We start from the raw sequence: 12381 nt of genomic DNA, 5'->3' as shown, positions 1-12381 counted from the left end.
TTAAAGTTCAACGATGTTTAACACTTCACCATTTTTGGCATCGACATAGAATTCATATTGTGTAAATTCATTATGTTTAACTTGGGTGATACCACCTTGATATATAAAGCGCCCAGGGTAACTTGCGTCGTCAACTAATGGTGTTTCTAATATGTAGGAACCTTTAACATTTCTAAAATAAGACTTAACCTCATTTAACACTTGATTAGGATGCTTGAGTTTTTGACGTGTTAATATTAAGAAAAGAACAGGTAGGGTAACTAACATTAGTGTGAAAAGGACAATTAGCGAAATTAAAATTTTTTTATTTATGTCTTTCATGTTAAAATGCACCTCAAAATCAATAGTTCATAAATTTAGTTTACCATATTTAACATGATATAATAACTATCAAGGAGCGTGATTCTTGTGGAGATTGAACAAAATCGTACATTGCAACGCATAAAAACGCTAACTGAGTTGCATGGTGCACCAGGATTCGAAAATGATGTTAAAGCCTATATGAAAGCTGAAATGACACCTTATATTAGTCATTTTGTAGAGAATAAATTAGGCGGATTTTTTGGAGTGAAAAAGTCTAGTACAGCCAATGCTAAAAAAGTAATGATTGCTGCACACATGGATGAAATAGGATTTATGATTACTGAAATAACAGATAATGGTTTGCTGCACTTTACAAATCTTGGAGGTGTTGCTAATGATATTTGGCAAGGGCAAAGACTAACTATCAAAACACGTCAAGGTGATCAAATATTAGGGGTTGTAGCTAATATTCCTAAACATTTCCGCACTGGAAATGAAGCTGCACCTAAAATACATGATTTACTACTAGATATAGGTGCAACTAGTGCTGAAGAAGTCCGTGAACGCGGTATTGAAATTGGTGATTCTATAGTGCCAGCAACAACATTATCACGTCTGTCAGAATATCGATTTAGTGGAAAAGCATGGGATAATCGCTATGGGTGTGTCCTTGCTATTGAAATATTAGAATTATTAAAAGATGTTGAATTAGATGTGGATTTATATGTTGGTGCGAATGTGCAAGAAGAAGTAGGTTTACGTGGTGCAAGAGCATCTGCCGAATTGATTCGACCAGATATTGCATTTGTTGTTGATTGTTCACCAGCTAATGATGTAAAAGGCAAAGGACGTTTGTCCGGTGAATTAGGTGAAGGGACATTAATTCGAATTAAAGACGGCACAATGATCTTAAAACCAATTTTTAGAGATTATCTATTGAAATTAGCGAATGAAAAAGAGATAAATTATCAATATTATATGTCACCTGGTGGTACGGATGGGGGAGAAATACATAAGGCGAATCAGGGTATACCTACTGCGGTCATAGGTGTTTGTGCGCGCTATATTCATAGTACGGATGCTGTGTTTGATATTAGAGATTATTTTTCAGCACGACAGCTTTTAATGGAGGCTGTGATTAACTTAGATCGTCATCAAATTAATGAATTACAATATGAAATTTAAGGGAGAATTAAATTATGATCCAACTTGAATCTGAACAACAATTTGATAAATTAAAGCAAAGTAATGTCGTATTTGAGTTTACTGCGGGGTGGTGCCCAGATTGTAAAATCATTGAACCAGATTTGCCAATTTTAGAGCATAAGTATCCACAATTTCAATTTGTCTCAGTAGATAGAGATCGTTTTATAGATTTATGTGTAAAATACGATATTATGGGAATTCCAAGTTTTTTAGTGTTTAAAGATGGTGATATGTTAGGTTCATATATTGGTAAAGAACGCAAATCAATTGCCCAGATTGATGAATTTTTAGCACAATATTGTTAAAATATTATTTTAGCAGTCAACATCGCTTAATTTTTCTGTAATTAAGGCTATATTTATTGTAAAATAATAAATGGTGTGAAATTGAGGTGTAAAGATGAACGTCTTTAAGATGAGAGACGAATTAAAGCAACGATTAAAATATTTAGACGTTGATTTTAAGTTTGATCGTGAAGAAGAAACTCTACGTATCTATAGAAATGATAATCATAAAGGCGTTACGATTAAATTAAATGCCATAGTTGCTAAGTATGAAGAGCAACAAAATAAAATTATTGATGAAATTGTCTACTATGTTACAGAGGCGATTTCACAAATGCAGGACCAAGGATTAGACCAAATTTCTGATATAAATATCATGCCAGTTATTCGTTCCACAAGTTTTGAGAAAAAGACTAAGGATGGAAGTGCATTTGTAATTGATAAACATACAGCTGAAACAAACGTTTATTACGCTGTTGACTTAGGCAAATCTTATCGTTTAATTGATGAAAGTATGCTAAAACAAATGAATATAACGACACAACAAGTAAAAGAAATGTCTTTATTTAATTTGCGTAAGCTTGAATGTTCTTATTCCACTGACGAAGTGAAAGGTAATATATTTTATTTTATTAATTCAAACGATGGTTATGATGCTAGCCGTATATTAAATACAAAATTACTTAATGAATTTGAACAACAGTGTGAAGGTGAAATGCTTGTAGCTGTACCACATCAAGATGTGCTTATCGTTGCTGATATAAGAAATAAAACTGGCTATGATGTGATGGCTCATTTAACGATGGAATTTTTCACTAAAGGATTAGTACCTATTACCTCCTTATCATTTGGATATAGTAAAGGTCACTTAGAACCGATTTTTATTTTAGGTAAAAATAACAAACAAAAAAGAGGTCCTAATGTTATACAGAGATTAGAAGCAAATAGAAAAAAGTTTAATCATAAAGAATACTAGAAGCGATATAGAGGAGTTTTAAATGATGAATTTATTTTACAATCCCAAAGGCGTTGGAGATGTGGCATTTCTACAAATAAATCCTGTTGAAGGTGACGTTGCTTATGAAATCAAAGAAAATGTTGTTCAATTAACACAAGATAACGCTGTTGTTGGTTTTAATATTTTCAATTTTTCTCATTATTTTCATATTCAAGACGTGGGTAATATTAAATTAACAGAGGAAATACTTAACAAATTGCAACAAGTCATTTCAGAAGCTGGTTATTCATATCAATTAGATGCTGATTTATCTCCAAAATTTGTTGTGGGTTATGTGAAAACAAAAGAAAAGCATCCTAATGCAGACAAGCTAAGTATTTTATCTGTTGACGTTGCAACAGAAGTATTGCAAATTGTTTGTGGTGCACCTAACGTAGAAGCTGGTCAAAAAGTTGTTGTTGCTAAAGTTGGCGCTGTTATGCCTAGTGGTATGGTTATTAAAGATGCGCAACTACGAGGTGTTGATTCAAGCGGTATGGTATGTTCAATGAAAGAACTTAACTTGCCGAATGCGCCACAAGAGAAAGGCATCTTGGTATTATCTGATAATTACCAAATTGGACAAGCATTTTTTGAATAAAAGTAGGAAGGTAGTGAGTATATGAGCTGGTTCGATAAATTATTTGGCGAAAATAATCATTCAGATAGTGATGTCTTTTTTCGTAAAACGCGTCGTCAACATTCAAAGCATCAATTAAATAGCGAAGACTCATTACTTCCTGAAAATAATGATATCTACGAAAGACCAAAAGGAAAATTTCGATTTCCTATGAATATTTCAGATAATGAAGTTCAAGATGATATTTCATCAACCGATAACGTTAATGAGCGTAACAATAATCGCCGTCGACAAACATATCAATCTGACTTCACAACTGGTCAAGCACATACACACCGCCGTAGACATAGAAATTATACAGGAAGTGGGCAACGCGCAACATCTTCACATGATGACAGACACAAAGAACAATCACATGCAGATAGTCAATCCAGATTAAAGAAACAAGCATCAGCATATGCAACACAACAAACATCACCGCATTCGCATTATTCAAGCACTAAACCACGCTTTAAATTGCAATCTGAGCGGATCAAATCGTCTGCAAATGAAGCGAAACCTACATATCAAGCACATAGTTTTAAAGCTAGTGAAGTTCCCTCAGCTATTTTTGGAACAAAAAAAAGACGTCCAATTGAAAATGGTATCATTCCTGATGTTGAGCATGATAAGCGTGATGATGAAAGCCGAAATAACGATAAACAACAAACTGAAGTTAAAAGAGATACACAGCAACCAGTGCAGTCAACTCAGGCTGAAAATACGAATCAACAAAGTCAACACAATGATGAGACAACGCATCGCGATGATATTATAAAAAAACGCCAACCCGCACGAAATAATACTATAAATATCGAAAACATTTATGCTTCTCAGATTGTTGAAGAAATACGTAAAGAAAGAGAACGCAAAGTGTTACAAAAACGTCGATTTAAAAAGGCATTGCAAGATAAACGTCAGCAGAAACAACATCAAGATGATGACATACAAAAAGCCATAGATGCAATGTATGCCAAACAAGCTGAACGTTATACGGGTGAAAGTTCGCTTAATGACGATACATCGTTAAAAGATAATAATCGGCAAGCTGAGCATACTTCCGAAGATACTCATAATGATAACAACGATGAAAAAAGAGATTATCACTATGAGGAAATAGCTTTAGATGATATTCAACAAATTCAAGAATTAACAGATGATCAAGTTAATGTGTCAGACATTACTGATGTTTCTGCTGATAAAAGCTCAAATAACATTCAGCAATTGGATGACCAAGAAACATTAGAAGCTGAACAGCATAAAAATATGTTAGACAGAGAACAACACAGTGATAAACAGCAAGATGATCATTTGATAGACAATGACATTACAGATGCAGAATATCATGAAATTGAGCAGGCTGACATTTCGACTAAAACTGCTGATGACAATAATACGCGTTCAAACAGTGATAATAGAGAAAGTTCTACAATTAAACAAGGTCATGCATATCGAAATCATGAGTCACATAACGACATCGACTCAAAACAAAGTGCACAACACAGCACAACTAAGTTGCAACAGAAAAAATCAGCAACGAATAAAGAGCATAATCATGACACAACATATGCTGTAAAAGCACAAAATAAGAACAATATTAAGCTAGGGTCTAAACCATTTAACGTCGTTATGACACCATCTGATAGAAAAAGAATGATGGATCAACAAGCCAAAAGACAAGAAAAACAAGTTAATGTGCCAGAGTTAACTCCACAGACATCACAAACATTAGACAAAAACAATGTCGCTAAAAATCATGAAAGTAATCATAACGTAATAGAAAGAAACACTGATGAACTAAGTCAAGATATATATCCACAAAATGAAGATTTAGAAGACGATTCCACTAATATACAGGCAAATGTAAATGCGACACAACCTGATGGTGAAATAAAACAATCTAAGAATGATAACAATAATATAACTGCAAAATCTGAACAGACAATGATACGGAGAGGCCCGAACATTAAGTTACCGGATTTAGATATTTTAAATGATGCTCAACCACAAGAAATTGATGAAACATGGATTGATAGCAAAAAGCAAGAGCTTAATGATGCATTCTATTATTTCAATGTGCCAGCAGAAGTGAAGAATGTTACAGTTGGACCAAGTGTAACACGCTTTGAATTGGCTGTTGAAAAGGGTGTTAAGGTATCAAGAATTACTGCATTGCAAGATGATATCAAAATGGCACTTGCAGCCAAAGATATACGTATCGAAGCGCCAATTCCTGGTACAAGTCTAGTTGGTATTGAAGTTCCAAATCAAAACCCCACGAAAGTAAACTTAAAATCAATATTAGAGACTGAGCATTTTAAGCATTCTGAATCAAAATTAACTGTAGCAATGGGTAATCGAATTAATAATGAACCGTTGCTTATGGATATCGCTAAAACACCACATGCTTTAATTGCAGGTGCAACAGGTTCAGGTAAATCCGTATGCATTAATAGCATATTAATGTCTTTATTGTATAAAAACCATCCAGAAGAATTGCGGTTACTATTAATTGACCCTAAAATGGTAGAATTAGCACCGTACAATGATTTACCTCATTTAGTTTCACCAGTAATTACAGATGTTAAGGCCGCTACACAAAGTCTGAAATGGGCTGTTGAAGAAATGGAACGACGCTATAAATTATTTGCGCAATATCACGTTCGAAATATTACTGCATTTAATAAAAAAGCATCTTATGAACAACGTATTCCTAAAATTGTCATAGTTATAGATGAACTTGCTGATTTAATGATGATAGCGCCACAAGAAGTAGAGCAGTCTATTGCTAGAATTGCTCAAAAAGCGAGAGCATGTGGTATTCATATGCTAGTTGCTACACAAAGACCATCAGTTAATGTTATTACTGGTTTGATTAAAGCTAACATACCTACGCGTATTGCCTTTATGGTTTCATCAAGCGTTGATTCACGAACAATCATAGATAGTGGTGGTGCAGAACGTTTACTCGGATATGGTGACATGCTATATCTCGGCAGTGGAATGAACAAGCCAATTCGAGTCCAAGGTACATTTGTATCTGACGATGAAATTGATGGTGTTGTAGATTTTATTAAGCATCAACGCGAACCAGATTATTTATTTGAGGAAAAGGAACTATTAAAGAAAAATCAATCACAAGCTCAAGACGAATTATTTGAGGATGTATGTGAATTTATGATAAAAGAAGGTCATATATCAACGTCATTAATTCAACGACATTTCCAAATTGGATATAATCGTGCAGCACGAATTATCGATCAATTAGAACAACTAGGTTATATAACAGGAGCAAATGGTTCTAAACCTAGAGATGTATTGATAACAGAAGCTGATATAACAAATAATTAAATGAATAAAGGAGTATAAGTGATATGACGCATTATCATTTTGTTGGTATAAAAGGCGCTGGCATGAGCTCTTTAGCGCAAATCATGCATGACTTAGGACATGAAGTTCAAGGGTCTGATATTGAAAAATATGTATTTACTGAAGTAGCATTAAAAAACAAAGGCATAAAAACATTACCTTTTAGTGCAGAAAATATAAAAGAGGGTATGGTAGTCATACAGGGAAACGCTTTTCCAGACACTCATGAAGAGGTTGTTAGAGCGCATGATTTAAAACTAGTCGTTATTAAATATCATGATTTCCTTGGTCACATTATCGATCAATATACCTCTGTGGCTGTTACAGGCGCACATGGGAAAACATCAACAACTGGATTGTTATCACATGTCATGAATGGTGATAAAAAGACATCATTTTTAATTGGAGATGGCACAGGTTTGGGAATACCTCAAAGCGACTACTTTGCTTTTGAGGCATGTGAGTATCGTCGACATTTTTTAAGCTATCGTCCTGACTATGCTATTATGACAAATATCGATTTTGATCATCCTGATTATTTTAAAGATGTAGAAGATGTTTTTGATGCATTTCAAGAGATGGCTAATAATGTAAAAAAAGCAATTATAGCTTGGGGGGACGATGAACATTTACGTAAACTTAACGTGGATATCCCAATATATTATTATGGTTTAAGTGATAAAGATGACGTATATGCCAATGATATTCAAATTACTGATAAAGGTACTGAATTTGATGTATACATCAATGGCAAATATTACGATCACTTCTTAACACCACAATATGGCAATCATAATATTCAAAATGCGCTTGCAGTAATAACAATTAGCTATTTAGAAGATATGGATGTTGCAAATATTAAAGAAGCACTTGAAACATTTGGTGGTGTCAAACGTCGGTTTAATGAAACTAAATATGATCAACAAGTATTAGTTGATGATTACGCACACCATCCGCGAGAGATTAGTGCTACAATAGAAACAGCAAGAAAGAAATATCCAAATAAAGAAGTCATTGCAGTCTTTCAACCGCATACGTTTTCTAGAACACAAGCATTTTTAAATGAGTTTGCTGATAGTTTAAGCAAGGCTGATCATGTCTTTTTATGTGAAATCTTTGGTTCTATTCGAGAAAACACAGGAGACTTAACGATTCAAGATTTAATCAAACGTGTTGACGGATCTGCATTAATAGACGAAAATAATATTGACATATTAGAACAATTTGATAATGCTGTGATTTTATTTATGGGCGCTGGTGATATACAAAAAATACAACGTGCATACGAACACAAATTAGGTATAACAAATAATTTTTAATATGTTTATACATTATTCTCATGGGTATTTAATACTAATGACATTTTTAATAGGTATTTAGGAGGCGTTTTTAATGGATTGGATTTTACCAATTGCTGGAATTATCGCTGCAATTGCATTCTTAATTTTATGTATAGGTGTAGTTGTTGTGTTAATGTCAGTTAAGAAAAATTTAGATCACGTAGCAAAAACTCTTGATGGTGTTGAAGGCCAAGTTCAAGGTATTACACGTGAATCTACAGATTTACTTCACAAAGTAAATCGTTTAACAGAGGATATCCAAGGTAAAGTTGAACGTTTAAATTCTGTTGTTGATGCTGTTAAAGGTATTGGCGATTCTGTTCAAAATTTAAATGGCTCAATTGATAAAGTAACAAATTCAATTACTCACAATATCTCTCAAAATGAAGATAAAATTTCTCAAGTAGTGCAATGGTCCAATGTTGCAATGGAAATTGCAGATAAATGGCAAAACAGACACTATCGTAGAGAAAGTTCAAACTACAAAACAAGTTCTGTAGCTGATGACACTAAAATCCATTAAATAAAGCTGCTTAACTTTTGTAGAGAAAACTTTTTAATAAGATGTAATTTCATGCACTTAAATGAGGTTTGTACCTGTTTAAGTGCATTTGTTATAGGAGGAGTTACAATGAGTCAAAAATTTAATCAACAACCACTTGAACATACACATTCAGATGATATTTTATCTCATGATAGTTACCAACATCAAAATTTAACGCCCTATTCTAATGAAGTTCCAAAACGAAAAGACTTTGTAGTAAGTTTTATTACTGGCGCAATTATTGGTTCAACGATTGGTCTATTATATAAAAATAAAGGTTTTGAAAAAATAGATGAACTTAAAAAGAAAGAACAAGAATTAGAACAGAAATATCTTAATATAAAAGAACAAGCTGAAACGAATTTTAACGCTATAAAAAGCAAGATAGAAGACTTTAAACAACAAGATAGTATTTCACCAGATGAAATAGCAGCACAACAACAAGCTATTAAAGAAGAAGTAAATGATACATTAAAAGATGATTCACCAGAAGCACAAGAGATTCAGCAAGCTAAAGCAGAAGCACAAGAAGAGAATAAAAAAGAAGCGAGTGCCACAGAAATAGCAGCACAACAACAAGCAATAAAACACGAAACAAATGATACATTAAAAGATGATTCACCAGAAGCACAAGAGATTCAGCAAGCTAAAGCAGAAGCACAAGAAGAGAATAAAAAAGAAGCAAGTGCTACAGAAATAGCAGCACAGCAACAAGCAATAAAACACGAAACAAACGATACATTAAAAGCGCCTTCTAATAAAACAAAAAAGATGATGGCAAATAATCAAGCACAGCGTTTAGCACAAGCAGCAAAAGGCAAAGCTCAAAAAATGGAACAAGATAGCTCTGTTACGGCTAAAACAAAAGCGCTATTAACTGAACCAGAATTAAAATTTGTGAAAGTTGAACGTGTTCCAAATTTAGTTACAAAGCCTTCAATAAATCAACCAGAAGCACAAATTAAAGACCAACAAACGCATCAGTCAGCACATTTTGATAATGGCGTAATTACGCATGAAGAAAAGTCGATTCAGCAGGATAATTCAACTAAAAATGAACGTAAATCAACACCTAAACAAGCACAACGTGTAGAAAAAGCTAAAAGTAAAATTGATAAACGTACTTTCAATGATTAAATATTTAAAGGTATCTTCATCTATAATTAAGTTATAATGGAGATACCTTTTTACTTTATGTTATTAATATCAGAAAATTCTAAAAATATAGATCGTATGAGGTTGAAGAATAAAAAAAGAATTGTTAAAATAGAGTTTAATATTAATAATTTTATCGCTTTAAAGTGACACTAATTGTTAAAACAGAATTTTGAGGTGAGTATTTATGGGTAATAAATTAGAATCATACAGAGAAGAGATTGTATCGATTAATAATCAAATATTAGATTTGTTGTCCAAACGTGGGGAATTGGCGCAAAAAATTGGTGAAGAAAAATTAAAACAGGGTACGAGAGTTTATGATCCACAACGTGAAAAAGAGATGATAAACGATTTATTAGATCGAAATCAAGGTCCTTTTAATGATAATGTAATTAAACAGTTATTTAAAGAAATTTTTAAAGCGTCCACAGATTTACAAAAATCAGAAAATGAAAAACATTTATATGTATCAAGAAAATTAAAGCCAGAAGATACAGTTGTAACATTTAAAAATGGTGGCATTATTGGAGATGGTAAGAAATCATTTGTTTTTGGTCCATGCTCCGTTGAATCACAAGAACAAGTAGATGCTGTAGCTCGTAATCTTCAACAAAAAGGTGAAAAATTCATACGTGGTGGTGCTTTTAAACCTCGTACATCACCTTATGATTTCCAAGGACTCGGTTTAGAAGGGCTTAAAATATTAAAAAATGTCAAAGAAAAATTTGGATTAAATATTGTTAGTGAAATCGTTAATCCTGCTCACTTTGAACTTGCGGATGATTATTTAGATGTTTTCCAAATTGGTGCACGTAATATGCAAAATTTTGAATTACTAAAAGAAGCTGGTCGTACAAATAAACCTATATTACTAAAACGAGGGCTTTCAGCAACAATTGAAGAATTTACATATGCTGCTGAGTATATTGCCTCTCAAGGAAATAAAAATATAATTTTATGTGAGCGTGGTATTCGCACATATGAAAAAGCTACAAGAAATACATTAGATATTTCTGCAGTACCAATTCTTAAACAAGGTACACATTTACCTGTTATGGTAGATGTAACACATAGTACGGGTAGAAAGGACATTATGTTACCAACTGCAAAGGCAGCATTAGCAGTCGGTGCTGACGGTGTAATGGCCGAAGTTCATCCTAACCCTGCTGTTGCATTGAGTGATAGTGCTCAACAAATGGACTTAGATGAGTTTGACGCATTTTACAGCGAACTTAAACCACTTTCTGAATTATATAATAGCAAAAAGTTAAAATAGTTATTAGCTGAATTCAAGTACCTGTCATATTAATGAATCACTATGGCAGGTATTTATTTTAATTAGTAAATATTTTTTACAGATATGTGAACGAAATTAAAACATATTTAATACATAAGTTTTTTGTGTTAAACTTTGAAAATGAAATGAAAACACGATATAATAATAAATAAACCGCTTACAGGAGGACGCTATGACAGTTACAATTTATGATGTTGCTAGAGAAGCCAGAGTATCCATGGCAACCGTTTCAAGAGTGGTTAACGGTAATCAAAACGTAAAACCAGAAACACGTAAAAAGGTCAATGAAGTGATAAAGCGCTTAAATTATCGACCTAATGCAGTTGCTCGCGGATTAGCTAGTAAACGTACAACAACAGTAGGTGTAATTATTCCAGATATTTCAAATATTTATTATTCACAATTGGCTCGAGGTATAGAAGATATTGCAACGATGTACAAATATCATTCTATTATTTCTAATTCAGATAATGATCCTGAAAAAGAAAAAGAGATATTCAATAATTTATTAAGTAAACAAGTGGACGGTATTATATTCTTAGGTGGTACGATTTCAGATGAGATAAAAGATTTAATAAGTCAATCATCAGTGCCCGTTGTTGTTTCGGGAACAAATGGAAAAGATGATCAAATTGCATCAGTTAATATTGACTTTAAATCGGCTGCCAAAGAAGTGACAGAACAACTTATTCAAAATGGTGCAACTAAGTTTGCGCTTGTTGGTGGAGATTATTCGAAAAAGGCCCAAGATGATGTACTTGATGGCTTAAGCGAGGCTCTAAGGGAGCATCAACTTAAACTTGACGATGCTTTACATCTTACTGGAAAAGAAAGTTATAAAGAAGGTGTACATGCATTTGAACAGTTACAAGGCCATCATCCGGATGCTATTTTAGTCATTAGTGATGAGCAAGCAATTGGAATTTTGCATAGTGCTCAAGACAAAGGTGTGAAAGTCCCTCAAGATTTACAAATTGTAAGTTTTAACAACACGCGTTTAGTTGAGATGGTTAGACCAAAATTATCAAGTGTAATTCAACCATTGTATGATATTGGTGCAGTTGGTATGCGCCTATTAACGAAATATATGAATGACGAGCCTATTGATGAACCTAATGTGATTTTGCCACATAGAATTGAATATAGAGGAACAACAAAATAATTTTGGTGGAAAAATAAAAAATAGTATATAATCTAGTCATAAAATATATGCGAGTTTGGGATATAAATTCCTAAAGGGTCTGGGACATAAATCTCAGAAAAA

At 33.1% G+C, this 12381-nt stretch carries 11 protein-coding genes; 10 read left to right on the top strand and 1 reads right to left on the bottom strand.

Translation table 11 applies throughout. From position 1 onward, the window contains the following. Complete coding sequence (locus tag HMPREF2597_RS02560; protein ID WP_002478017.1) at positions 1-321, bottom strand: PepSY domain-containing protein; 321 nt, start codon at positions 319-321, stop codon at positions 1-3. Positions 322-408: 87 nt separating this feature from the next. Here HMPREF2597_RS02560 and HMPREF2597_RS02555 point away from each other — a divergent pair, with 87 nt between their 5' ends. From HMPREF2597_RS02555 to ccpA, 10 genes are all read left to right on the top strand, one after another. Continuing rightward, the gene (locus tag HMPREF2597_RS02555; protein WP_002478018.1) at positions 409-1488 is read left to right on the top strand and encodes a M42 family metallopeptidase; all 1080 of its coding nucleotides are present in this window, start codon (positions 409-411) and stop codon (positions 1486-1488) included. A gap of 14 nt (positions 1489-1502) precedes the next feature. Beyond that, complete coding sequence (locus tag HMPREF2597_RS02550; RefSeq protein WP_002458827.1) at positions 1503-1814, top strand: thioredoxin family protein; 312 nt, start codon at positions 1503-1505, stop codon at positions 1812-1814. A gap of 94 nt (positions 1815-1908) precedes the next feature. Next, positions 1909-2769, top strand: coding sequence for a DUF1444 domain-containing protein (locus tag HMPREF2597_RS02545; protein ID WP_012990812.1), 861 nt, complete (start codon positions 1909-1911; stop codon positions 2767-2769). 25 nt (positions 2770-2794) lie between these two features. Next, complete coding sequence (ytpR, locus tag HMPREF2597_RS02540) at positions 2795-3391, top strand: YtpR family tRNA-binding protein (RefSeq protein ID WP_037540620.1); 597 nt, start codon at positions 2795-2797, stop codon at positions 3389-3391. 21 nt (positions 3392-3412) lie between these two features. After that, positions 3413-6760: a DNA translocase FtsK gene (locus HMPREF2597_RS02535; RefSeq protein ID WP_002478020.1), complete on the top strand. Its 3348-nt coding sequence runs from the start codon at positions 3413-3415 to the stop codon at positions 6758-6760. Positions 6761-6783: 23 nt separating this feature from the next. Continuing rightward, positions 6784-8097 carry a UDP-N-acetylmuramate--L-alanine ligase gene (murC, locus tag HMPREF2597_RS02530; protein ID WP_070817141.1) on the top strand — a complete coding sequence of 438 codons (1314 nt, stop codon included), beginning with the start codon at positions 6784-6786 and terminating at the stop codon, positions 8095-8097. Between the two features lie 73 nt (positions 8098-8170). Continuing rightward, entirely contained in the window at positions 8171-8641 is a 471-nt protein-coding gene (locus HMPREF2597_RS02525) for a DUF948 domain-containing protein (RefSeq protein ID WP_002458832.1), read from the top strand. Positions 8642-8749: 108 nt separating this feature from the next. Continuing rightward, positions 8750-9799: a Maebl gene (locus HMPREF2597_RS02520; RefSeq protein WP_070817140.1), complete on the top strand. Its 1050-nt coding sequence runs from the start codon at positions 8750-8752 to the stop codon at positions 9797-9799. 205 nt (positions 9800-10004) lie between these two features. After that, complete coding sequence (locus HMPREF2597_RS02515; RefSeq protein WP_002458834.1) at positions 10005-11096, top strand: bifunctional 3-deoxy-7-phosphoheptulonate synthase/chorismate mutase; 1092 nt, start codon at positions 10005-10007, stop codon at positions 11094-11096. 193 nt (positions 11097-11289) lie between these two features. After that, positions 11290-12279: a catabolite control protein A gene (gene ccpA, locus HMPREF2597_RS02510; RefSeq protein ID WP_002458835.1), complete on the top strand. Its 990-nt coding sequence runs from the start codon at positions 11290-11292 to the stop codon at positions 12277-12279. The last annotated feature ends 102 nt before the right edge of the window (positions 12280-12381 follow it).

This window comes from Staphylococcus sp. HMSC063A07 (assembly GCF_001836955.1).
Taxonomy (GTDB): domain Bacteria; phylum Bacillota; class Bacilli; order Staphylococcales; family Staphylococcaceae; genus Staphylococcus; species Staphylococcus lugdunensis.
Note: the sequence above shows the minus strand (reverse complement) of the source record. Positions and strands in the feature narration are given on the sequence as shown.

Excerpts from the sequence above, each read along its gene's own strand:
- HMPREF2597_RS02560 (WP_002478017.1), bottom strand. The coding sequence starts at position 321 with ATGAAAGACATAAATAAAAAAATTTTAATTTCGCTAATTGTCCTTTTC.
- HMPREF2597_RS02550 (WP_002458827.1), top strand. The coding sequence starts at position 1,503 with ATGATCCAACTTGAATCTGAACAACAATTTGATAAATTAAAGCAAAGT.
- HMPREF2597_RS02545 (WP_012990812.1), top strand. The coding sequence starts at position 1,909 with ATGAACGTCTTTAAGATGAGAGACGAATTAAAGCAACGATTAAAATAT.
- ytpR (WP_037540620.1), top strand. The coding sequence starts at position 2,795 with ATGAATTTATTTTACAATCCCAAAGGCGTTGGAGATGTGGCATTTCTA.
- HMPREF2597_RS02535 (WP_002478020.1), top strand. The coding sequence starts at position 3,413 with ATGAGCTGGTTCGATAAATTATTTGGCGAAAATAATCATTCAGATAGT.
- murC (WP_070817141.1), top strand. The coding sequence starts at position 6,784 with ATGACGCATTATCATTTTGTTGGTATAAAAGGCGCTGGCATGAGCTCT.
- HMPREF2597_RS02525 (WP_002458832.1), top strand. The coding sequence starts at position 8,171 with ATGGATTGGATTTTACCAATTGCTGGAATTATCGCTGCAATTGCATTC.
- HMPREF2597_RS02520 (WP_070817140.1), top strand. The coding sequence starts at position 8,750 with ATGAGTCAAAAATTTAATCAACAACCACTTGAACATACACATTCAGAT.
- HMPREF2597_RS02515 (WP_002458834.1), top strand. The coding sequence starts at position 10,005 with ATGGGTAATAAATTAGAATCATACAGAGAAGAGATTGTATCGATTAAT.
- ccpA (WP_002458835.1), top strand. The coding sequence starts at position 11,290 with ATGACAGTTACAATTTATGATGTTGCTAGAGAAGCCAGAGTATCCATG.